This is a genomic window from Streptomyces sp. CS113 (genome assembly GCF_002188365.1).
In the GTDB taxonomy this organism is placed as follows: Bacteria; Actinomycetota; Actinomycetes; order Streptomycetales; family Streptomycetaceae; genus Streptomyces; species Streptomyces tendae.
In genome coordinates, this window is record NZ_KZ195574.1 from 4152925 (window position 1) to 4174827 (window position 21903).

Annotated in this window: 24 protein-coding genes; 4 read left to right on the forward strand and 20 right to left on the reverse strand. The window is 70.4% G+C overall.

All coding sequences use genetic code 11. The features are described from left to right. Positions 1-17: 17 nt before the first annotated feature. The 15 genes from B9W62_RS18295 to B9W62_RS18365 all read right to left on the reverse strand — a co-directional run bounded on the left by B9W62_RS18295 (position 18) and on the right by B9W62_RS18365 (position 11813). Entirely contained in the window at positions 18-761 is a 744-nt protein-coding gene (locus B9W62_RS18295) for a response regulator (RefSeq protein ID WP_087808148.1), read from the reverse strand. Then, the gene (locus B9W62_RS18300) at positions 758-1918 is read right to left on the reverse strand and encodes a sensor histidine kinase (RefSeq protein WP_087808149.1); all 1161 of its coding nucleotides are present in this window, start codon (positions 1916-1918) and stop codon (positions 758-760) included. The genes B9W62_RS18295 and B9W62_RS18300 overlap by 4 nt, the downstream gene beginning before the upstream one ends. Before the next feature lie 316 nt (positions 1919-2234). Next, on the reverse strand, positions 2235-3887 hold the full coding sequence (locus B9W62_RS18305) for a polyamine aminopropyltransferase (RefSeq protein WP_087808150.1): 1653 nt from the start codon (positions 3885-3887) through the stop codon (positions 2235-2237). 240 nt (positions 3888-4127) lie between these two features. Next, positions 4128-4664: a DUF2617 family protein gene (locus B9W62_RS18310; RefSeq protein ID WP_087808151.1), complete on the reverse strand. Its 537-nt coding sequence runs from the start codon at positions 4662-4664 to the stop codon at positions 4128-4130. A gap of 396 nt (positions 4665-5060) precedes the next feature. Continuing rightward, on the reverse strand, positions 5061-5357 hold the full coding sequence (locus B9W62_RS40205) for a hypothetical protein (protein ID WP_179235546.1): 297 nt from the start codon (positions 5355-5357) through the stop codon (positions 5061-5063). 248 nt (positions 5358-5605) lie between these two features. Continuing rightward, entirely contained in the window at positions 5606-6856 is a 1251-nt protein-coding gene (locus tag B9W62_RS18320) for a tyrosine-type recombinase/integrase (protein ID WP_087808152.1), read from the reverse strand. Next, complete coding sequence (locus B9W62_RS18325; RefSeq protein ID WP_030872099.1) at positions 6856-7044, reverse strand: helix-turn-helix transcriptional regulator; 189 nt, start codon at positions 7042-7044, stop codon at positions 6856-6858. Before B9W62_RS18325 ends, B9W62_RS18320 begins: the two co-directional genes overlap by 1 nt. After that, positions 7041-8441 (reverse strand): replication initiator protein RepSA, encoded by a 1401-nt coding sequence (gene repSA, locus B9W62_RS18330; protein ID WP_087808153.1) that lies wholly within the window; start codon positions 8439-8441, stop codon positions 7041-7043. The genes B9W62_RS18325 and repSA overlap by 4 nt, the downstream gene beginning before the upstream one ends. After that, positions 8438-8626 (reverse strand): hypothetical protein, encoded by a 189-nt coding sequence (locus B9W62_RS18335; RefSeq protein ID WP_087811970.1) that lies wholly within the window; start codon positions 8624-8626, stop codon positions 8438-8440. Before B9W62_RS18335 ends, repSA begins: the two co-directional genes overlap by 4 nt. A gap of 92 nt (positions 8627-8718) precedes the next feature. Beyond that, positions 8719-9018, reverse strand: a complete 300-nt coding sequence (locus tag B9W62_RS18340) for a SpdD protein (RefSeq protein WP_087808154.1) — start codon at positions 9016-9018, stop codon at positions 8719-8721. A gap of 20 nt (positions 9019-9038) precedes the next feature. Continuing rightward, the gene (locus B9W62_RS18345) at positions 9039-9194 is read right to left on the reverse strand and encodes a hypothetical protein (protein WP_037898072.1); all 156 of its coding nucleotides are present in this window, start codon (positions 9192-9194) and stop codon (positions 9039-9041) included. 12 nt (positions 9195-9206) lie between these two features. Beyond that, positions 9207-9395, reverse strand: a complete 189-nt coding sequence (locus B9W62_RS18350) for a mobile element transfer protein (RefSeq protein ID WP_087808155.1) — start codon at positions 9393-9395, stop codon at positions 9207-9209. A 14-nt stretch (positions 9396-9409) separates the two neighbouring features. Next, complete coding sequence (locus B9W62_RS18355; protein ID WP_087808156.1) at positions 9410-10096, reverse strand: DUF2637 domain-containing protein; 687 nt, start codon at positions 10094-10096, stop codon at positions 9410-9412. A 44-nt stretch (positions 10097-10140) separates the two neighbouring features. After that, a complete protein-coding gene (locus tag B9W62_RS18360) occupies positions 10141-11481 on the reverse strand; it encodes an FtsK/SpoIIIE domain-containing protein (protein ID WP_087808157.1) in 1341 nt (446 codons plus the stop codon). Positions 11482-11483: 2 nt separating this feature from the next. Next, complete coding sequence (locus B9W62_RS18365; RefSeq protein WP_031043740.1) at positions 11484-11813, reverse strand: SCO3933 family regulatory protein; 330 nt, start codon at positions 11811-11813, stop codon at positions 11484-11486. A 157-nt stretch (positions 11814-11970) separates the two neighbouring features. Between B9W62_RS18365 and B9W62_RS18370 the strand changes: the two genes are divergently transcribed. After that, positions 11971-12744 carry a GntR family transcriptional regulator gene (locus B9W62_RS18370; RefSeq protein ID WP_087808158.1) on the forward strand — a complete coding sequence of 258 codons (774 nt, stop codon included), beginning with the start codon at positions 11971-11973 and terminating at the stop codon, positions 12742-12744. Continuing rightward, on the forward strand, positions 12741-13304 hold the full coding sequence (locus B9W62_RS18375) for a GNAT family N-acetyltransferase (protein WP_087808160.1): 564 nt from the start codon (positions 12741-12743) through the stop codon (positions 13302-13304). The genes B9W62_RS18370 and B9W62_RS18375 overlap by 4 nt, the downstream gene beginning before the upstream one ends. 470 nt (positions 13305-13774) lie before the next feature. Here the strand turns inward: B9W62_RS18375 and B9W62_RS18380 are convergent, their stop codons facing one another. The 3 genes from B9W62_RS18380 to B9W62_RS18395 form a co-directional block, all read right to left on the reverse strand. Next, entirely contained in the window at positions 13775-14665 is an 891-nt protein-coding gene (locus B9W62_RS18380) for an ImmA/IrrE family metallo-endopeptidase (protein WP_179235547.1), read from the reverse strand. 297 nt (positions 14666-14962) lie between these two features. Next, on the reverse strand, positions 14963-15640 hold the full coding sequence (locus B9W62_RS18385) for a hypothetical protein (RefSeq protein ID WP_087808166.1): 678 nt from the start codon (positions 15638-15640) through the stop codon (positions 14963-14965). A 551-nt stretch (positions 15641-16191) separates the two neighbouring features. Then, positions 16192-16410 (reverse strand): hypothetical protein, encoded by a 219-nt coding sequence (locus B9W62_RS18395; protein WP_087808170.1) that lies wholly within the window; start codon positions 16408-16410, stop codon positions 16192-16194. Between the two features lie 164 nt (positions 16411-16574). Between B9W62_RS18395 and B9W62_RS18400 the strand changes: the two genes are divergently transcribed. Both B9W62_RS18400 and B9W62_RS18405 read left to right on the forward strand, forming a co-directional pair. Then, a complete protein-coding gene (locus tag B9W62_RS18400; RefSeq protein ID WP_087808173.1) occupies positions 16575-16811 on the forward strand; it encodes a GntR family transcriptional regulator in 237 nt (78 codons plus the stop codon). A 235-nt stretch (positions 16812-17046) separates the two neighbouring features. Then, positions 17047-18237 carry a pyridoxal phosphate-dependent aminotransferase gene (locus tag B9W62_RS18405; protein ID WP_087811971.1) on the forward strand — a complete coding sequence of 397 codons (1191 nt, stop codon included), beginning with the start codon at positions 17047-17049 and terminating at the stop codon, positions 18235-18237. 88 nt (positions 18238-18325) lie between these two features. On the opposite strand, the gene B9W62_RS18410 is transcribed toward B9W62_RS18405, so the two are convergent. Beyond that, positions 18326-18862 carry a YbjN domain-containing protein gene (locus tag B9W62_RS18410; protein ID WP_087808176.1) on the reverse strand — a complete coding sequence of 179 codons (537 nt, stop codon included), beginning with the start codon at positions 18860-18862 and terminating at the stop codon, positions 18326-18328. 171 nt (positions 18863-19033) lie between these two features. Continuing rightward, positions 19034-21631 (reverse strand): ATP-dependent chaperone ClpB, encoded by a 2598-nt coding sequence (clpB, locus tag B9W62_RS18415; RefSeq protein WP_087808178.1) that lies wholly within the window; start codon positions 21629-21631, stop codon positions 19034-19036. Between the last annotated feature and the right edge of the window lie 272 nt (positions 21632-21903).

Sequence of the window (21903 nt, forward strand, 5' to 3'; positions counted from 1 at the left end):
CCCCCGTCGGCACAAAGTCACCCGCCGCCCGCGCTGCCCGGCGTCACCAGTCCCGTCTCGTACGCCACGACCACCGCCTGGGCCCTGCTGGTCAGGCCCAGCTTGGTCATCGTGCGGTTGAGGTGGGTCTTCACGGTGGCCTCGCTGATGAACAGCCGGTCGGCGGCCTCGGCGTTGCTCAGTCCGCGGGCGACCAGTCGCAGGACCTCGGCCTCGCGCCCGGTCAGCGTCGTCAGCGCGGGCGGCGGGCCGGCGTCCCGCTCCGTTGCGGACCCCGTGCTCCCGCGCCCCGTCTCCGTCATCCGCGTGAACGCCTCCACCAGGCGCCGGGTGACCGCGGGGGCGAACAGCGCGTCGCCGCCGTGCACCGCGGTGATCGCGGCCAGCAGCCGTTCGGGGCCCGCGTCCTTGAGCAGGAAGCCGGACGCGCCGGCCCGCAGGGCGCCGTACACGTACTCGTCGAGGTCGAAGGTGGTCAGGACGAGGACGCGGGGCGCGGGGTCCACCGCCTCGGCGAGGATCCGCTCGGTGGCCTGGACGCCGGTGAGGCCGGGCATGCGGATGTCCATCAGGATCACGTCCGGCCGGATCCGCGCGGCCAGCTCCACCGCCTCGGCGCCGTCGGCGGCCTCGCCGGCGACCTCCATGCCGGGGGCGGCGCGCAGCAGCGCGGCGAGGCCGCTGCGGACGAGGTACTGGTCATCGACGACGAGCAGGCGTATCGGCCCGTCGGCCGGGCGGTCCCGGTCTGCGTCGGTCATTCCCGGACGGTGTCTCCCCGGCGTGCGGCTTGTACCGGCGTCGGAAGGGTCAGGCGCACGCCGAATCCACCCTCGCCGCGCGGGCCGACGGCGATCGTCCCGCCGTAGAGCTTGGCCCGCTCCCGCATCCCGATCAAGCCGTGGCCGCCACGTTCGGCGGGTGTGTCCGGAATCGGTCCCTCGGCGGGTCCGTCGTCGGTCACGGACACCGTCACCTCGCCGGCCCGGTAGGAGAGTTCGACGGCGGCGTCGGCTCCGGGCGCGTGCTTGAGCACGTTGGTGAGGGCCTCCTGCACCACCCGGTAGACGCACAGCTGGACGCCGGGCGGCAGCGGCCGCGGGGCGCCGGTGACGCGCAGCTGAACGGCCACCCCGCCGGTGCGCACCCGGGTGACCATCTCGTCGAGCTGGCCGAGGCCGGGAGCGGGGGCGCCGTCCGCGCCCTGCACGCCGTCGGCGCGCAACAGGCCGAGCATGCGGCGCAGTTCGGCCAGGGCCTCGCCGCTGGCGCCCTCGATGGTGTCCAGGGCCTCGCGCGCGGTGCGGGCGTCGGAGTGGAACACGAAGCGGGCCAGCCCGGCCTGGACGTTGATGACGGCGATGTGGTGGGCGACCACGTCGTGCAGTTCGCGGGCGATCCGCACCCGTTCCTCGGCAACCTCGCGCCGGGCCCGGTCGGCCTGTTCGGCCCGCAGCCGCAGCGTCAGCTCGCCGGTCCGGCGGGCCACGTACCCGAACCGCCACAGCACCAGCGGGAAGCCCGCGGCCTGCCCCGCCACCGAGGCCATCGCCCCGGAGTCGCTGCGCAGCCCGGCGTAGATCCAGACCCCGGCGAGGAGGGCGGCGCAGGCGGCGGCGGTGCGGGTGGGGCGCAGGGAGGCGACGGTGTACACGGCGAGCATGGGGCCGAAGGAACCGACGACGGGCCAGTAGCCGAGGGTGACGTAGGCCGCCCAGCAGGCGTGCACGGCGAGGCAGACGGTGACGGGGGCGCGGGTGCGCAGCACGAGGGGGAGGGTCAGCAGGCCGACGAGCGTCCAGGCGAGCGGGTCGAGCGCGGGCCACCCCTGGGCGACGGCCTCGGTGCCGAGCAGGACCGCCACGGTCGTCAGCGCCGCGGCGATCAGGCCGTCGGCCGCCAAGGGGTGCAGGCGCATTCGGGCAGCGTAGGTCCGGCCGCCGGGCGTCGGCGTCATCCTTTCGCCGTACCGCGGAAGTTGCAGGAACCGGGCGGCTACCACGCCGGGTTGGTGCCGTTCTCCACCCATCGCGGGATTCGGGGCCGCGCGGTGCGGCCGTAGGTTGTCGGTGCGGGCGATCCACCGGGGGGATCAGGGGGATGTGGCGGTCCGTCCCGCACTTGGGGGAGGGCCGGGCCGCCGCACGGGGGCCCGCGGGATGACGCTCGCGGCACCCTCACGGGACGGCCAGTGCCGCGGACGCGGGATCGCGGCCGCGCGCACCCTCGCGGGCTCAGTACCGCGGATGCGGGAGCGTGGACGGCGGCAACCCGGCGATCCGGGTACGGGCCGCGGCGCGGGCGTCCCGGGCCAGCGCGTCCGGCGTGAGGGTGTGCGGACGGGGCGCCGCCGGGTCCAGGCGCGGTGCGGGGGTGGTGCGCGCGGCCAGGAGGAAACCCCAGCTGCCGGGGGCGCGGAGGTCGGCGGCCGCGCGGCCGGTGCCGGGCGCGGAGCCGGGGTGGCGGGCGGCGACGCGGTAGGCGGTGGCCGGCAGGCCGGCCGCGCGGAGGGTGGCGTCCACGGTCCAGAAGGCGCGGGGGCGCGCGGCGACCGGGCCCGCGTGGACGGCCAGCCGCCCGTCGGGCGCGAGCACCCGCCGCAGCAGGCCGTAGAACTCCTGCGAGTACAGCTTCGTGCTCGCCGTGAGGCCCGGGTCGGGCAGGTCCGAGATCACCACGTCGTACGTCGCGGAGGGTGTGGAGCGCAGCCGGTGGAAGGCGTCGCCGGTGAGGAGGTGGACGCGCGCGTCGCCGAAGGCGTGTTCGTTGAGGGCGGACAGACCGGGGTCGTGCCGGGCCAGCCGGGCGAGTCCCGGGTCGGCTTCGAGCAGGTCGACGCGGTCCGTGCCGGGGTGGCGCAGCACCTCCCGGGCGGCGAGGCCGTCGCCGCCGCCGAGGATCAGCACGCGCGTGTGCGGGCCGCTCATCGCGGGGTGCACCAGCGCCTCGTGGTAGCGCCGCTCGTCGCTGCCGCGCACCCGCAGCCGCCCGTCGAGGAACAGGTCGAGGGGGCGGCCGTCGGTGTCGCCGGTGAGCACCACCTCCTGCACGTCGGTCCGCACGGCCACGCGGACGTCCTGGCCGTAGACGGCGTGCCGGGCGGCGCGTTCGAAGTCGTCGGCGAGGACGGTCGCCGTGGCGAGCAGGGCGAGGACGACCGCGTTGGCGGTCAGCAGCAGCCAGCGCGCCCGGCGGGTCAGGTCGCGCCGGAACAGGCCGAGGACCAGGGCGGCGCCGACGACCGCGTTGACGGTGCCGGTGAGCAGGGCGCCGGTGAGCTGGCCGAGGAAGGGCAGCAGGACGAACGGGAAGGCGAGGCCGCCGACGAGCGCGCCGACGTAGTCCGCGGCGAACAGGTCGGCGACGGCGCCGCCCGGGTCCTGCCGGCGCACCCGCTGGATCAGCTCCATGAGCAGCGGCACCTCGGCGCCGATCAGCACGCCGATGGCGAGCGAGAAGGCGACGAGCAGGATGCGCGGGCCGTCGGCCCACAGTCCGCCCCAGCCGCCGGTCCAGGCGAAGACGGCGTACAGGAGCATCGCGCTGGAGCCGCCGACGAGGGCGAGGGCGGCCTCCAGCGCGCCGAAGCCGGCCGCGGCGAGGCCGCGCAGCCGTTTGGCGGCGAGCGAGCCGAGGCCCATGGCGAAGACCATGACGGACAGGACGACGGACGCCTGGGTGACCGAGTCGCCGATCAGGTACGAGGCGAGCGCGACGAGTTCGAGTTCGTACACGAGCCCGCAGGCCGCGCAGACGAAGACCCCCGCCAGCACCAGGAACCGCCCGACGGCCGGGCGCACGGGCAGCCGTGCGGGCGCTTCGGGACCGCAGGGGCCGCCCCAGGACGGCGGTGAGCCGGGCGGGGCGGGCGCGTGCGGTTCGATCACGCAGTGACGTTACGTCACTCCAGCACTGCGCTTCGTCACCCACACGTGTGAATCTCCGGGGCGGTCGGGCACCACAGGTTTATCCGGCACCCACCCGCTCGCACCACGGGCCCGCTCGGCTCGCACCGCGGGCCCGCTCGGCTCGCACCGCGGGCCCGCTCGGCTCGCACCGCGGACGGGCCGAGCTCACACCGCGGACGGACTGAGCCCCGCTGACACTGCGGACGGACCGAGCCCCGCTCACACCGCGGACGGGCTGAGCCGGGCCGTCGGCACTCGCACGCCCACCCGGGTGCGGGTCGCCACCAGCTGGCCGTCCTGCGGATAGGCGTGCCAGGTCCGCCAGTGCACCTGCCCCTCGTGCCGCTGGGCCAGCAGCGCGGTGAAGGCGTGCGGGCTGCCGGGGAAGACACCGGCCAGGCCGTGCGGGTGGTCGGAGACCAGGGCGAGCAGTTCCTGGGCGCGGCCGGCGAAGGAGCCCGGCGTCAGCACCTCCACCCGGGCGGCGAACTCGTACTCCCAGTCCCCCACCCGCTTGGCGACGCCCAGCGGAAGGGGAGTGCTGCTGCCGGGGATGCACGCCACCGTCTCCGAGCAGCTGCCCCGCTCCTCCTCCAGAAGGACTTGGTGGGAGGCGCCGAGCAGTCGCAACTGCAGTCTGGCGTCCGTCAGTTCGATGTCGAGGCAGGCGAGCGCGGGCAGCGGCTCGCGCCCCAGTGCCCAGGCCAGGTCGGCGGCGCAGGTGTCGGTGTAGGCGGTTTTCAGCGTCGTGAGCATGGATCGGCTCCGCAAGCAGACAAGGAGAGGAAGGTGTGGGGTCCGCGCATCCGTGGTGCTGCCGGGGATGCGGACCGCTCAGCCCAGTCGGCCGGTCAGGAGGGGGGTCAACAGGTCGTCCGAGGAGCTGCGTTGATGACAGAGAGCGAATCATGAACGATGGCGGCGCCACAGCGTTTTTACCCAACTTCGTGGCGTTTCCATCCCTCAGGGGGCTCCACAGCTCAACTGTTCAACCAGGGCGCACACCCCGTCCGTTCGGCGTGCGCCGGGGTGTGGGAGCGCCCACCGGGAGTGTGGCCCGGCGGGCGCTCTGGTGGGGCGTGGGGCCCGGTCCCAGGAACGGGCCCCGTGGCGGGGATGCGGTTCCCCCTGGTCAGGCTCGGCTGCCCCGTGTCAGCCGCCGCCTCCGCCGCATCCGCCGCCGCCCCCTCCCCCGCAGGACGACCCGCCTCCGCAGGACGAGCCGCCACCGCAGGAGTGGCCCGAGTGGTGGCCGCCGGAGGACGAACCGCCCCCGTCGCCCGCCCACCAGCTGTTGGTGCTGCCGCCGCTGTCGCCGCCCCCGCCGGTGCTCGACCGGCGCGGCCCCCGGCCCGCCCGGGTCCGGGTCGCGCCCGAGGTGCGCCGGCCCGCCACGAGTCCCCTGATCACCAGGGCTGCGATCACGAACAGGATGATGCCTGTGACCACGGCTCCACCCTCCTTCCGTTCCCGGGCCCGCGCCCGGAAGTCCCCCGAAGCAATCCCCCGTCGGACGCCTCGCTGCGTGTCGATTGCCTGTGGTGCACGCCGTGAAGCTCACCGGCGTGCACGGGAGATGCCCCCCGCCGCCACGCCCCAAAGCAGAGTTGAGGAAGTTCTGAGGGTCCCTGAACGGGAACGGCCCCTGACCTGCACCGGAGTGCGAGTCAGGGGCCGTTGGCGCCTTGCTGGGCCGTCTATGGGCCGTCAGCGCCTTCCGGGCCGTACCGGAACACGGAGTCGATGGCCCGCCGGGCCCGTTCGCGGCTGTCGGGCATCAGGTGGGCGTACACCCGCAGGGTCATACCCGGATCAGCATGCCCCATGTACTCGCTGACGGCCTTGATGTTCTCGCCCGCGTCGAGCAGCGCCGAGGCGTAGAAGTGTCGGAGGGCATGCATGCCGTGCTCGCGCGCCGAGTCGTACTTGCCGTCCTCCCCCGCATCCGGGATGAGCCCAGCAGCGGCCAGGGCGGGCTTCCACTCCTTGCCGTTGAAGTTGCTGCGCCAGATCATGCCGCCCTGCTCCGCGGTGAAGAGCAGGCGGGCTGACACCTTCGGCCCCTCCGGCACTCCCCACGGCAAGGTGATCTCCACGGGCTTGCAGGCATCCATGTGCACCTGGAGCGCCTTCGCCACCGAGTCGGGCAGGGGTACGTCCCGCTTCTTGCCACCCTTGGGCAGGGCGAACACCGGGTGCCCTTCAACGTGCTTGATCTGCCGGACGACATGCAGCGTGCGACCGTCGGTGTCGATCGCGTCCTCGGCCAGCCCGAACACCTCGCCCTGGCGGAGGCCGCACCCGGCGCCGACGTCGACCATGGGCCGGTACCGCTCCAGGAGCGCCGTTCGAACGGCGAGTACCTGAGCGAGCGTCCAGGGAATCACCGGGTGCGCGTCGAGCCGGGGCCGCCGTACCGTGCGCGCACTGCACGGGTTGCGGGACAGGAGCGAGTCGTCCACGGCAGCGGACAGGACCGATTGGACGTCGGCGAAGATGTTCCGGGCGTAGGCGGCACTCACGCCCGGCTTGGCCTCCAGCGCGGCCAGCAGCCCCCGAATGTGCTCGGGGCGGAAGGTGCCCACGGGTCGCGAGCCGATCACCGGGTAGGCGTGCAACCGCAGTCGGCGCCCAAGTTCCTTCCGGGTCATCGGGCTGGACGTCTTGCTGTCCAACCACTTCTCGGCGTACTCCCGGAAGGTGATCCGAACCGACTTGGGGTCGGTGTACTGCCCCCGCGTCATGTCCGTCTCGATGGCGCTCAGCCACTTCTCGGCGAGCCGCTTCTTGCCGTCGGGGAAGCTCTTGGACTTCTCGGAGCCGTCCGGACCGACGTACCGGGCCCGGTAGCGGAGCCCGCTACCGTGGCGGTCGGTCTTGACCTTGACGGCCTTGCCGTTCGGTCCCGTGCTGACCTTGTACCAGCGGTCTTGGATGTGCCCGGCCATCAGGCGGCCTCCCTCAGCGACTCGACCCAGACGCGAACGTCATCGGGGTCGAAGCGGAGGTGCCGGCCGACGCGGAAGCCGGTCGGTCCCGTGCCCTTACGGCGCCACTGGTAGACGGTGTCGACGCTGGGCAGGCGGAACAGGCTCACGAGGTCTTCCGGGGTCAGGTACTGCTCGGGCAGCCTCATGCGTACGCCTCCCAGTCGTTCCGATCGGTCGACAGGTCCGCCAGGACTTCGCGAGCTGTTTCGCGGCTCTGTTGGATGTCGCGGCGGATGTTGGCAGCGAGCCAGAGTTCGCCGGGGGTGTGGCCGTGACCGGCGTAGGACCAGTGGGCGAGAGTGAGGGTGGTTGCCTGCTCGTCGTCGGGGTCGGGCAGGCCGAGCGCTTCCCGCTGCTGGGCGGCGCGGTAGTCGGCACGGGTCTGGCGCAGGGCGCCGAGGGTGGTGGAGTACCGCCGGGACTTGCTGGAGAAGTGGCCGCGGAATCCGAGCATGTGGGCCCAGTCGCGGAACTTGCGGTCCGGGTAGAACGGGTGGAGGTCGAGGCAGGCGGCGATGAGCCGGGCGGGATGGTCGGGCACGCCGAGCAGGGCCAGGGCCTCCTTGTTGCCGATGCGGCGATCCACGGTGCCTGTGGTCTCGGCGGCCTTGGTGGCGTACTTGGCGACGTACGAGGCAACGGCCTGTTCAGTGATCTCCTCGCCGTCACCGAAAGCGCCGATGGGCTGCACGTCGAGCTGGGTGCCCCAGCGCAGGGTGCGGGCGGGCTGGTCCCCGGCGGGGTCGACGTCGACAGCGACGCGGGCAGCTGCCGCGTGGATCGCGTCGGTGAGGAGGTCGAGAGTGGCCCAGGCGGGCGGGGGCGAGTCTGGCCCGTCGGGACCGTCGAAGCGGACGACGGCATGGAAGTGGACGGCGCCGCGCTTCTGGTACTCGGCGACCTTGCCGAAGGCGACGCGGGACTGTTCACGGGCTGCCTTCTGCGTGAGCCCCGCACGCTTGGCGATCTCGCGCCGCAGGTAGATCGTGAAGTAGCGCCACAGGTCGGAGGCGTGGTTGTTCCACAGCACGGCGCCCGCGTAGTCGTACGCATCCGGGTCGAGGGGCGTACCGAGTTGGGCGGCGTCCTCCTGGTGGTGAGCGCCGCAGCGGCACGGTCGGCTGCCGGGCCGGTTGTGCACCGGGCCGAACGAGGGAGCGGTGAGCGTGGCGAACACTCGCGGGTGCTCTCGGATCGCGTGCGGGGTGCCCTTGATCGGTTCACCGACGAGTCCGGCGCGGATCAGGTGGTACGTGTCGCCCGCGTAGGTCCAGGCGCAGGACGGGCAGCGGGAAGCGCGGCGGTTGCCGCAGGCGACGCGGAGCCGCCCGCCGGGTTCGGTGTCGGTCGAGTAGGAGTGCAGGACGTGACGTGTCTGGGCGTCACGGACGACGACGGATCCTTGCAGATGGATGGGGTCCGAACAGCCGCCGGTACGGCGGATCTGGTCCTGGATGCGGTCGAAGCCGGTGGACCCGGCCAGCTTCAGCACGTCGGCGAGAATGGCCGGGTCCAGGCCCGCCATGGTGGCGGAATCGTTCACGCGCCGGTCACCGCCTGACGGTGCGAGGCGGGGGTCAGGGCCGTACGACCGGTGCCCTGGCAGGCCGGGCAGGTGACGCGCGACGTGGCACGGGAGCCGTCACGGTGCCGGGTACCGGTGGTCACGGCGACGACCGGGAAACCGTCACATTTGTGGCAGAACACGATCAAGGCGTGCTGGGGCATCATGGAGCTTCCCTTTCGGGTCCAGTGGATCTGAATGGGTCCAGGCGCCCGGAGCGGCGGAAGTTTGGCGACCGAGGCCGCTCCGGGGGCCGTCAGTGCTGCTTGGCGAGGTCCTTGAGCAGCAGCCGCAGGACGACGGCGACCAGGGCGACCGAGACGCCAGTGATGGCCACGGCGAGGAGCATCGAGACCAGGACGGCGCCGACGACCAGGACCACGGCGCCACCACCGGCAGCGAGGGCGAGGGCACTGCCCGGGGTGAGCTGCACGGTCGGACGGTTGGCGATGGGCGCGGCCGGGGCGGGAACCGCGGAGCCGGATGCCGGCACTTCGCGGACCGGGGCGGTAGCGCGCGCCGCAGTGTCCTGGTGCGGGTACTTCGGGGTGAGCACGAGCGGTCTCCTCTCAGGACTTACTTGACGATCGTGTCGACAGCGGGGCCGAGGATGCTGTCTGCGACGAGGTAGCCGCCGAGAAGGAGCACGGCGACCAGCCACCAGGGCGGGCGGATGAGCTTGATGCCGAGGAAGCCGACGACGAGCAGCGCGAGCCAGAGCGGTACGTCCATGGCGATCCCCTCTCACGCCTTGCAGCGGTGGGCACGGGCGGCGAGTTCGGCGGCGGAGCGGTCGTGGTAATCGGCGGAGAAGCCGCAGCGCGGGGCCGTGCAGGCGGCGGCGTGCATCTCGCGGCCCCGGCCGTCGTAGTAGGTGCCGACCTGTACGGGGCCGACGCGGATGCGGTTACGGAAGCGGCGGTAGACGGACATGAACGGTTCTCCTCTCAGGTGAGCTGGAGTTGGGCGGAGATCGCGTTGACCATGGGTTCGGGGAGGCCGAGCCGGGCCGACAGCGCTTCGGCGGGCATTGGCGTACCGGTCGACGCCTGGTGCGCGTCGGCGAGCTTCCGGGCGTGGTCCAGCAGGGCGGCCGGAACCGCGGGGGCGCCGGGAGCGGGCTGCTGTGGTGACGCGGGAGCAGGAGCGGGAGCCAGCTCGGGCGCGGCCGGCACTGGCTGCGGGTCTACGCCCGGCGGATCGGTGCGGGAAACATCGACGTCGGGCAGTTGCGCCGGTTCGTCGTCGGCAGACTGCTCGGGCGTGGGCTGGTCAGTGGGTGAGTGGACCAGGAGGGTGCCGCCGAGGAAGGCCAGGGCGGGCCAGCCTGCGACGAGGATGCACAGCCACGCGGGCACGGCGCCGAGGTCGAGCAGCCCGGCGGTCGCGACGTTGGCACCCAGCGAGGCGAACAGGGCGATGACGAACCAGGTCCAGGCCGAGCGATCCCGGCGGGCAGTGCGCAGCCGGCGCCAGGCGGCCACCAGCAGCAGATCAACGGAGACCGGGTAGGCCCAGGCTTTCCAGCCGGACTGCCCGGCGGCCTCAGCCAGGTCATGCAGATGGGCGAAGGACAGCGCGCCAGCGATGACAGCTTGGACAAGGACCGCGTCCAAGCGGATCGAGCGGGGCATGGGAGTACCTCCCTTCCAGTGAAGTGGGGCCAGAGCAGACCGATTCAGGGGGTGACCGGGCGCGGCTTCACCAGCGAGGGACCGGCGACCGGCGCCGGGACCAGCGCGACGGGCCGGAACGGGTCGAGCACCGGCAGGTCGGGGACCAGGTGGGCGAAGGCCCGGCAAACGGCCACCACCTCGTCCCGCGTCGTGTTCGGGGTGCGGATCTTCGACCAGCCGCCGGAGGAGTCCGCCGCAACGGCCGTGCCGGGACGCTCCATCGGAATCAGGCTGGCCACCGGCACCGCATCCGGGGCCACGTCGTTCAGCCCCATCTCGGCCGTCTGTTTGTCATTGACGCGGTGCACGACACGGCCGGTCAGTTGAGCGCGGAGCATGGTGGCGCCCTTGCCCAGTTCGGAGCCGAAGCGCTGCCCGCAGATCTCCAGATGGATGCCGACCGCGCGGGCCATCTGCGCCAGCCGGATCAACGCCGTGACGATCCGCTCCCGGCGTTCCTCGTCCTTCTTGGAGGAGATCAGAAACAGTTCGGCGATCTCGTCCACCAGGACGACGACCGGCACCGGTCGCTCAGTCTCCGGCAGCTCCCACAGGTCGGAGACGCCGTGTCGGCTGAGGAGGTCGAAGCGGTCTTCCATCTCCGCGACCAGGACGCCGAGCAACGAGGCGGCATCGTCCGGGCTGGTTACCAGCGCCGACAGGCGGGACGCGTAGGCGGTCTGCTCGACCCCGCGCTTGCAGTCGATGCCCACCAGGGCCACCGGCAACTGTGCCAACCCCTTGATCAGGTTCCGCTGATACATCGACTTGCCCGACTGGTTCGCGCCCAGGGTGAGCGCCATGGGGGCCGCGCGGTAGTCCCGCTCGAAGGCAGTCCCGTCCTCCCGCAGCGCCACCGGCACCACCATGTCCCGAGGGCGCGCCTTACGCGGCATCCGCACCCGCCGCAGCACGTCATAGCCGGTCATCCGCAGCTCGACGTACCCCGGCTTGGTCTCCATCACGGTGACCGAGTGGACGCCCCAGGCGTGCCGCAGCCGCTCCGAGGAGGCGATCAGATCGGCGGGCTCCAGCCCTGCCGGCAGTCGCAGCGTGACCCGCAGCCCGGTCGAGGTGCCGCGCACCTGGCGGATCCTCGGCGGTACCGGCTGCACCTCTCGGCGAGCGACGCTGCGCGTCATGAAGGCCCGCAGTCCCGAGGGCTGCACCGTCAGTCCGCACACATCCATGGTCGACCGGTAGGAGAGGGCGAACCGACCCCAGGTAACCGGCATGCCGACCAGCGACCAGTACACGCGCGGCGCGCGGATCTTCGCGTAGCCGAGTCCGCCAGCGCCTGCCACGGCCCCGGTGGCCTCCAGCCACACCGTCAGGTCCGTCATGGTCAGACCGCCGAGGTGATCGCGACCGCGCGGAAGGAGATGCCGTGCCGCTTCTGCCCGTTGAACTCGTTCTCCCAGTCCCGGGCCTTCAGGCCGACCACCTTCACGGGCGTACCCGGCGCCAGTCCCTCCGGGAAGCCGGTCTCCGGGATGGTCACCTGCCACAGGTTGCCCTCCCCCTCGTCGGAGACCAGCAGACCCACCGTGGAGAGGCCCGCGCCGGTCTCCCGGTCGATGGCCCGCTCCCCCGTCTTCTGGTTCACGAGCTTCGGCGTCGGCGCGGTGGCCACGAACACCACGGCGGACGAAAGGTCGATCTTGAACGAAGGCACAACTGTCCCCTTGCAGGTCAGACTCAGGCCCTTTGGACCTCTTGCTCAACTTGTTGGTACAAGCTGATGCGTAGAGACTTACCCACCGAGAGTGATCCGTCAAGATCTTTGGACCCACATGTACCAACAAGTTGAGCGAGTGCGTCATGATGGACCAATGAGCAAGCAGCCGAAGTACCAGCAGGTGGCCGATGCGCTACGACGCGGGATCGACAACGGCACCTACGGCCCAGGCGCCCGGCTGCCGTCGGAAGCCGAGCTGGCGACCCGCTTCGAGGCTTCGCGCAACACCGTCCGCTCCGGCCTGAACCTCCTGGTCAGCCAGGGGCTCATTACGTCCAGCCAGGGCCTCGGCTACGAGGTGCGCAAGCACGAGGTCTTCGAGCTGAACGCGTCCCGCTTCGAGAACCTGCAGTTCCCGCAGAACGGCGACGCCTACTCGACCGACGTGACCAACGCGGGACGCCGACCCCACCAGACCTTCCGCGTCGAGCTGGCGACCACGTCCGAGCAGATCGCCCAGCGGCTGGAGGTGGAGGCCGGATCTCGGTCGGTGCTGCGGTTCTGTCATCGCTTCGTCGATGACGTGCCGTGGTCGACGCAGGCGACGCACTACCCAGATTGGCTTCTCCAGAAAGCCCCGCGGCTTGCCGAGCCCGGCGACATCGCCGAGGGAACCACGCGCTACCTGGCCGGCCTCGGCGTCGAGCAGGTGGGCTACGCCGACGAGATCGCGACCCGGATGCCCACGCCCGAGGAAGCCCGGCTCCTGGAGATCGGCCCCGGCGTTCCGGTCATGCTCTGGACCCGCACCGGGTACACAACCGAGCGCCCCGTGCGCTGCACCGTCACGACGTTCCGAGGCGACCTGAACCGCATGAACTACGAGATCGGCGATCTCTCCGCCCGGAACGAGAACGAAGCCCAGTGAAGATCACGACCGCCACCCCGGCCGACCTCCAACGACTGCTCGACTTCCGGAAAGAAGCGGCGTCTTGGATCAGCGCACTCGGCAGCGACCAGTGGAGTCGCCCGTACCCGGCCGAACGACTGCTGACGACGATCGAGGCAGGCACCGTCTTCATGCTGAGGGACGGGGACCAGACCGCCGCCACGATCACACTCACCCCGGAGGCCGAAGAGGGGTTGTGGTCGGACGAGGAGCTGTCCGAACCGTCGATGTTCGTCAACAAGCTGACGGTGTCCCGGGATTACGCCGGACAGAACCTCGGAGGCGCCCTCCTGGACTGGGCGGGAGACCGTGCCTACCGGGCAGCGGCCAAGTGGCTACGCCTCGACGCCTGGACTTCCAACGCCCGGTTGCAGCGCTACTACCTCGATCAGGGCTTCCAGTACGTGAGGACCGTCTTCGAAGGCAACGCCGTCAATGGAGGCCCACGAGTCTCAGGTTGGCTTGCCCAGCGCCCTACCCGGCCAGCAGAGCCGACCTTCACCGACGAGACACCGAGCCCGGTACCGCTTCGCGCCTGAGCTGTTACAAGTTTCTCTACCTCATCAAGCCCCGGCTGCGCTCCGCTCCGCCGGGCGCGCTTCCCGGCTCCGCTCCGGGCGCCGCTCCTGCCTTCGGCCCGCTCCGCCCGCGCTGCGCCGACGCGCGCCCACAGGTGGATAGGGCCGATGCCATGAGGCGATCACCGCATAGAACGGCGTGCGGTCAAGGATGATGCCTCCGGCGGGGGATCGGCCGACACCGGGATGGAGGGGGCGCCGTCGCCGACTGCGGGCCCGTAGAGGGCGTGCGTGGGGTGCTCCCATCCCGTACACCGTCGACCCAGGCAGAGCCGAGCAGACGCGGCCCAGGGGCGTCAAGGTCGTTCGTACAGTGGCGCGCTCCACCTTGACGCCCCTGAACCACGCCCGCTCCACGGTGTGTGGGTCGACGGCGTACGGGATGGGAGCTGGGGCGAGTGGTGGGCTGATGCAATGAGGGGGCTTGAGGGCTAAGCACGCCGCAAAGCAACCACATTCCCTGGCAAGGAGTCATTTGATTGCTTGGCCCGCATCTGCTCAACGGCGGGAGCACTGCGCTGACCTGCCACAATACTCTCCATTAGATCGACAGCCCAACCTGTCAGCGACGAGAACAGGTCTGCCGAAGGAGTACGTTCCATTCCGCGCTCCGCCATCGCCGAAATTAGTCGGGGCCGCTCTGGCTGCTGATCGGACCAGCCCGGCTCTTGGATGCGCCAAGTAACGCCTGTGTTTGGGTCCCTCCGCGCAGAGAGCTGCTTGAACAGCCCCGTAACGCGATAGTCCTCAATTAGCCCGTTAGCTTGAGCATGTTTTATCAGTGCCGCTAGGGAAAGTTGCCACCTTTGCTTGAGCGGCATCAGAGATGTGAGGGTAGGGGCTTCGGGCCATTCAAGGAGCAATACATTCGACGGGTATAGGAATTCATTCGCAAACCGATTGGCTTCTTCCTCGTTCACGTCGCCAGAGGTGCCGCGATGTAGAACCAGATGCCCCAACTCGTGTGCGACTGACCACCTGACGCGTTCCCATGAGTTGACCGGCCTAGCCACTATGAGTGGCTGCTCGTGGAAGTCCCCGCCCCATACGCTGTACGCGTCGTGCCTGGCATCGGGCAATTCTATATCTGCCATCAGAACTGGGATGCCAGCCCGTTCAACGGCATGAATAACATGAGGGATTGGATCACCATCAGGCAAGTCCAAGGCCGCACGGGTTTGACGTGCGGCCTCCTCCGGTGAAATATCAGATTTAATCCTGGCTGGGATTCTCAACGGAGGATGAGTGGCGTACTTGCTCAGGTTCTCTAGCAGCTCGTAAGCCATTTCGGCGAAAGAGGTCAAGGCGTCAACCTCTGCCATTTTTATAGACTTCTTTGAGCGAAACAATAGGGAGCCTCGGTGAATCGCTTGACTCGGCTCCCTAGTGAAAAATTCTTCTCGGAATCGCAGATGCTGGGCTAGGGCCCGCAGTCGCAGCCTCGGCATCTCGTAGCACGCGGATCGCTCCAGCGTCGTCCAGGCTGAAGGGGACATTCCCAGAAGGCCAGCAAGGGGCTTGATGGGGCTGTGACGGATCGTCCTGGCCTGTCGAACGCGATGCCCGTAAACAGAAACTGTGTCAGCCACAGCAGACCATCTCCAAACGTCACACGAGGGTCAGACGCTTGGCTGCGCGCCCTCCGCTCCTCCGGCTTCGCGCCTCGGGCGGCGCGGAGCGACCAGGTTGTCGAAGTCGTCCTTTACATGCTGGACGCTCGGCTTCACGTTACCGCGCGGCAGAGTAGCCAAGGCAGGTACCTCAGCCTTCGCGCAGGCGACCAAGGGTGAGCGGTTGAGGCTCTTTTCATCGTCTAGTACGACAACGAGGAAACCACCGAGAAGGTCGCTCTTGTCCATCCACCAGACGAGCGCCGGCACGTAGCCATGCCGGAGGGTCGGCAGTGCGTCCAGGCCTGGCTCGTCGAGCTCATCGAACCCCGCCTGGTAGGGAACCTGTACGACGGTCTCCCCACTCAAGCGGGCGACGGGAAGCTCCTTGATCTTTCGCATACGTAGCAGGACGCCGGACGCGCGCTCCTCCAGGCCGACAGACCGATTGGGTCCGGGGCGCAGTTGGAAGTTGCCAGACTCGAAGACAGGTGTGGCTGCGGCCAGGAGGACGCGATCTCGCACATCCATCGAGATGACGGCGCCTTCAACGCGTCGAGGGTGGGGCCGCTTCTTGCGCTCGAGGACTGCCGCAGCAGCAAGACTGTCCTCCAAGTACCCGCGCATGCGCGCCAGGTCGACCTCGTTGCGTCCGACGAACGCGTCAAGCCACGACTGTGGGTTCATGTGAAAAATTTCAGCAGTTAACCCACACGGGTGTCAAGTGGCCTGGTCAAGGCCCCCATTGGAGTGATTTGGCCAAGGATCAGTAGCCGCCGAGGGGTCAAGAAGCTATGTGAGCCTCTGCGTTCACGGACTGGCTCCTCCCTACGTTGGCAAGCTAGCAGGGGGCACTGACAGTGGTGGTGTCGTCGCCGACAAGGCCCGCCTCGCGTGCTGATCACCCCCGCAACAGAGACCAGACCGATCTGCCTGGCGGGGGCCGTTCTCATGGCTCACCAGGCAGAGCGGCGGGACTGAAGAGGGCCGTGGCATCGCTGGCGCGCCCGCCCTCGAGGCCGCTTACTCAGGCTCGATCTCCGCCGGACGCTCGGGACAGGGCGGGGCGCACTCGTACACCTCGATGGACAAGTCGTGTGCTCCGGAGTGCCCTTCGGCGCGACCGGCGGACCTGGCCCCTACCCGAAGGGCCTTGCCGCACCAGCAGCAGTGCCAGCCGAGGTACTGCCAGCCGTTGAGTTCCTTGACGGGTGGCGGCTTCGGCCGTCCGATCCCGGTCATGGCCGGTCGGCATACGGGATCAGGGCGTGCTCCTCACGGCACGGACCACAGGCCGACTGCACTCGCCCCGGCCCGCTCCCCTGCTCCACCACCTCGATGACGCGGATGCCGGCACTGTAGCCGCGGTGCCATGAGCAGTAGCCGTAGGTCATGGGCTCCGTCGTGGCCGCCGTCGGGCTGTTCGCGGTGTTCTGATCCTGCGTACTCTCGTTCACGTCGACTCCTTGTCAGTCGGCCACGCCCCTGGGTCGTTCGCGCGGCCGCAGGGGCACTGTGCGTTTACGCAGGATATGCCTAGGTAGCTAGGGTAGCTAGGGTAGCTAGGCCAGTCAGGCAATCTCGTCTCGCCGAGCAGGCTCATACTGCCTAGCTTCGGATCATGGACTGGAAGCCGGACATCCCCCGCTGGAAGCAGGTGTACGAGGTCATCGAGCAGCGCATTGCCGATGGCGAGTACCCGCCCGGAAGCCAGCTGCCCGGCGTCCTCGCGATTCAGGGTGAGTTCGGCATCGCGCAGATGACCGCCCGGCGTGTCCTCACCGAGCTACGGGAAGCGGGGCTCGCGCAGATGCAGCCGGGCATCGGAACGTTCGTCGCCGAGCTGCCCAAGCCATAGCCGCGCTCGCTGGGCAGGGCCTCCCTGACCACGGGTTTCCCGAGGACCGAGCCCCTCCCCCGTGGGTGAGTCCCGGGCCGTCCCTGGGCCGTGCGAGGGGGGTCGGCGTCGACCGACGATGACAGACGTCGACTGACCACCCGCAGGTCAGAGTGGGTGGCTGAAAGATCGCCGCAGGTGGCTACCGCCGAAGGTGAGTTGAGGAAGTCCAGAGCTTCGGCGCAGGATGACCGGCATGACCTCGATGAGCTCCAGCGCCCGTCCCCTCCTGAACCGCCGGCTCGCGGATTTCGGGACGACGATCTTCGCCGAGATGTCCGCCCTGGCGGTGCGGACCGGGGCGATCAACCTCGGTCAGGGCTTCCCCGACACCGACGGCCCCGAGGAGATCCGTGAGGCCGCCGTACGGGCGCTGCGCGACGGGCGCGGCAACCAGTACCCGCCGGGCCCGGGCGTTCCCGAGCTGCGCGCCGCCGTCGTCGACCACCAGCTGCGCCGCTACGGCCTGTCCTACGACCCCGACACCGAGGTCCTGGTCACGGCCGGCGCCACGGAGGCCATCGCCGCGGCCCTGCTGGCGCTGGTGGAGCCCGGCGACGAGGTCGTCGCGCTGGAGCCGTACTACGACTCGTACGCGGCCTGCGTCGCGATGGCGGGCGGTACCCGGGTGCCCGTCACGCTGCGCCCGCACGAAGGCGCGTTCCGGCTGGACCTGGACGAGCTGCGGGACGCCGTCACCGACCGCACCCGGCTCCTGCTGCTGAACACCCCGCACAACCCGACGGGCACGGTCCTGACCCGCGAGGAACTGGCGGCGATCGCCGAGCTGGCGGTGGAGCGGGACCTGCTGGTGGTGACCGACGAGGTCTACGAGCACCTGGTCTTCGGCGCGGCCGAGCACATTCCCCTGGCGTCCTTCCCGGGGATGCGGGAGCGCACGGTGACCATCGGGTCGGCCGGCAAGACGTTCTCGTTCACCGGCTGGAAGGTCGGCTGGGTCACCGCCGCGCCCGCCCTGCTCACGGCGGTCCGCTCGGCCAAGCAGTACCTGACGTACGTGGCCTCGGGGCCCTTCCAGTACGCGGTCGCCGAGGCGCTCGCGCTGCCGGAGTCGTACTTCGCCGCCTACCGGGCGGACATGGAGGCGAAGCGGGACCTGCTGGCGGCGGGCCTGGCCGAGGCGGGCTTCGGCGTGTACCGGCCCGCCGGGACGTACTTCGTCACCTCCGACATCCGCCCGCTCGGCGAGCGCGACGGCTTCGCCTTCTGCCGCTCCCTGCCCGAGCGCGCGGGCGTCGTCGCGGTCCCCAACGCGGTCTTCTACGACCACCGGGAGGAGGGCGCGCCGTTCGTGCGGTTCGCGTTCTGCAAGAGGACGCCGGTGCTCCAGGAGGCGGTGCAGCGGCTGAAGACCCTGGCGGGGTGAGCGCGGCCGCACCTGCCCGGGTACGACAAGAGCCCGGCCCCCGCACTGCCGGGGTCCGGGCTCTTCGGTGGTCGGCCGCGGGGGCGGACTACTCGCCGTCCTCGTCGGTCGGCTTCTCCGCCTCGTTGACGTCCTGCTCCAGGCCGAGCTGCTCCACGAGCCACCGGTCGAACTCGATCGCGGCCCGCACCCAGCTGACCGTCGAGGAGACGAAGTGCTCCAGGCTGACGCCCATGCCGATCAGCATCTGCGCCTCGCCGATCAGGCGGACCGTGCCGTCGTCGTGGGTGTGGGAGTACACCTTGGGCCACAGGGTGCGCCGGTTCCAGTCGTCGACCGACTCGAGCAGCTGCGGCTTCTCGTCGATCTGGTGGGGCCGGTCGTAGAACGTCCGCACCGAGAAGACCTGCTGGTCACCTTCGCCGCGGAACATGAAGTACGTACGGAACTGCTCCCACGGCGCCGCGAGGTCGCCCTCGTCGTCGACGACATACTTCAGCTCCATCTGTTCGAGGAGCTGCTTCACAAGATCCTGATCCGGGACGACGGGGCCCGCCGGTCCTTGGGGCTGCGGCTCGGGCTGCTTGCCCCCGAAGTTCGGAATCGAGGACGGGTCGATGGTCACCGTGAATTTCCCTTCGTACGGATCCGGCCATCCTCCCCCATGCGGGGAGGGGGGTGGCAAGCCCGTCGGGGGCCTGTCAGCCCTGGGCTGACTTGATCCGGCCAGTCGGGTACCCGCTCGGGGCCCCGGCAACCCGTGGGGCGGGTCGCCGGGGCGGTGCCGTGCGGTCCGCTACAGCGTCTTGCCGCTCGCCGGTCCCACGATCAGGTCCTCGCCGAAGCGGTCCACCCGGACCGTGTCGCCGTCCTTGATCTCGCCGGAGAGGATCTCCCGGGCGAGCCGGTCGCCGATCGCGGTCTGCACCAGGCGGCGCAGCGGGCGGGCGCCGTAGGCCGGATCGTTGCCCTCCTCGGCCAGCCAGGCCAGGGCCTCGTCGGTGACCTCCAGGGTGAGGCGGCGTTCGGCGAGCCGCCGGGCCAGGGCGTTGATCTGGAGCCGCGCGATCCGGCTCAGCTCCTCCTTGCTGAGGGCCGAGAAGACCACCAGGTCGTCGAGCCGGTTGAGGAACTCGGGCTTGAAGGAGGACCGGACCACCTCCAGGACCTGCTGCTTCTTCTCCGCCTCACCGGTCGTCGGGTCGACCAGGTACTGGCTGCCCAGGTTGGAGGTGAGCACCAGGATGGTGTTGCGGAAGTCGACCGTGCGGCCCTGGCCGTCGGTGAGGCGGCCGTCGTCCAGCACCTGGAGCAGGATGTCGAAGACCTCGGGGTGCGCCTTCTCCACCTCGTCGAGCAGCACGACGGTGTACGGCCGCCGGCGCACGGCCTCGGTGAGCTGGCCGCCCTCCTCGTAGCCGACGTAGCCGGGGGGCGCGCCGACCAGCCGGGCCACGCTGTGCTTCTCGCTGTACTCCGACATGTCGATGCGGACCATGGCCCGCTCGTCGTCGAAGAGGAAGTCGGCGAGCGCCTTGGCCAGCTCGGTCTTGCCCACGCCGGTGGGGCCGAGGAAGAGGAACGAACCGGTCGGGCGGTCCGGGTCGGCGATCCCGGCCCGGCTGCGCCGTACGGCGTCGGAGACGGCCCGTACGGCCTCGGACTGGCCGATGAGCCGCTTGCCCAGCTCGTCCTCCATGCGCAGCAGCTTCTGCGTCTCGCCCTCCAGGAGGCGGCCGGCGGGGATGCCGGTCCAGGAGGCGACGACGTCCGCGATGTCGTCGGCGCCGACCTCCTCCTTGACCATGGTGTCCCTGGCGACCTCCTCCTCGGCCTCGGAGGCGGCCTCCAGGTCGCGCTCCAGGTCCGGGATCTCGCCGTAGAGCAGCTTGCTGGCGGTGTCGAAGTCGCCGTCGCGCTGGGCGCGTTCGGCCTGCCCGCGCAGCTCGTCGAGCTTCTCCTTCAGCTCGCCGACCCGGTTGAGGGACTGCTTCTCCTTCTCCCAGCGGGCGGTGAGGCCGCGCAGCTCCTCCTCCTTGTCGGCGAGGTCGCGCCGCAGCCGCTCCAGGCGCTCCAGGGAGGCGGCGTCGGTCTCCTTGCCGATCGCCAGCTCCTCCATCTTGAGCCGGTCGACGGAGCGCTGGAGTTCGTCGATCTCGACGGGCGAGGAGTCGATCTCCATGCGGAGCCGGGAGGCCGCCTCGTCGACCAGGTCGATGGCCTTGTCGGGCAGGAAGCGGGAGGTGATGTACCGGTCGGAGAGGCTCGCGGCGGCCACCAGCGCGCTGTCGGCGATCTGCACCTTGTGGTGGGCCTCGTAGCGGCCCTTGAGCCCGCGCAGGATCGCGATGGAGTCCTCGACGGTCGGCTCGGCGACCAGCACCTGCTGGAAGCGCCGCTCCAGGGCCGGGTCCTTCTCGATCCGCTCCCGGTACTCGTCGAGGGTGGTGGCCCCCACCATGCGCAGCTCGCCACGGGCCAGCATGGGCTTGAGCATGTTCCCGGCGTCCATGGCGGAGTCCCCGCCGGCGCCGGCGCCGACGACGGTGTGCAGCTCGTCGATGAAGGTGACGACCTGCCCGTCGGAGTCCTTGATCTCGGCGAGGACGGTCTTCAGCCGCTCCTCGAACTCACCGCGGTACTTCGCCCCGGCGACCATGGCGCCGAGGTCCAGCGCCACCAGCCGCTTGTCCTTCAGCGACTCGGGCACGTCCCCCTTGACGATCCGCTGGGCGAGCCCCTCGACGACGGCGGTCTTGCCGACACCGGGCTCGCCGATGAGCACGGGGTTGTTCTTGGTCCGCCGGCTCAGCACCTGGACGACGCGCCGGATCTCCTGGTCGCGTCCGATGACGGGGTCGAGCTTCCCGTCCCGGGCGGCGGCCGTGAGGTCGGTGCCGAACTTCTCCAGGGCCTTGTACTGCCCCTCGGGGTCGGGCGTGTTCACCCGGCGCCCTCCCCTCGCCTTGCGGAACGCCTCCTGAAGCTTCTTCGCACTGGCTCCCTGCCCCTCCAGTACCTCACCGGCCGCGCCGCCCTTCGCGGCGATGCCGAGGAGCAGGTGCTCGGTGGAGAGGTACTCGTCCCCGAGTTCCTTGGCGCGTGCCTGGGCGTCGGCGACCACGGCGAGCATCTCACGGCTGGGTTGCGGAGGCGCGACCGTGGACCCGGTGACGCTGGGCAGCCCGGCGACGATGCGCTCGGCGCCGGTGCGCACGGCGGCGAGGTCGGCCTCGACGGCGACGAGCAGGTCGGTGATGTTCTCGTTGTCCTGCCCCTGGAGCAGCGCAAGGAGCAGGTGGGCGGGGGTGAGGTCGGCGTTTCCCTCGGTCACGGCCCGGTTGCTGGCCGCGTTGATCGCGTCCCGGCTCCGGTTGGTCAGCTCGGCGTCCACGTTCTGGCTCTCCTCCTCGCGTAGTGCTGACTCGTCCAGCGTACACAAAGTTGAGTCAGGGCCACTCAAGGAGTCGGGCGCACTTCTCCGCCGAGGAGGGGCGGCCGGGGCAGCGGGACGGGAGACGGGACGCGGCACACGAGTACCTTTTCGGCCAGCCCTGGAACCGGCCGGTTCCGCGATATGTCCGCACATGCGACAGCGGCGTCACCGTGTTCAGGTCACGGTGACGCCGCTGCCGGGGGGAAGCACCTGAGCGATCTGTTACGACG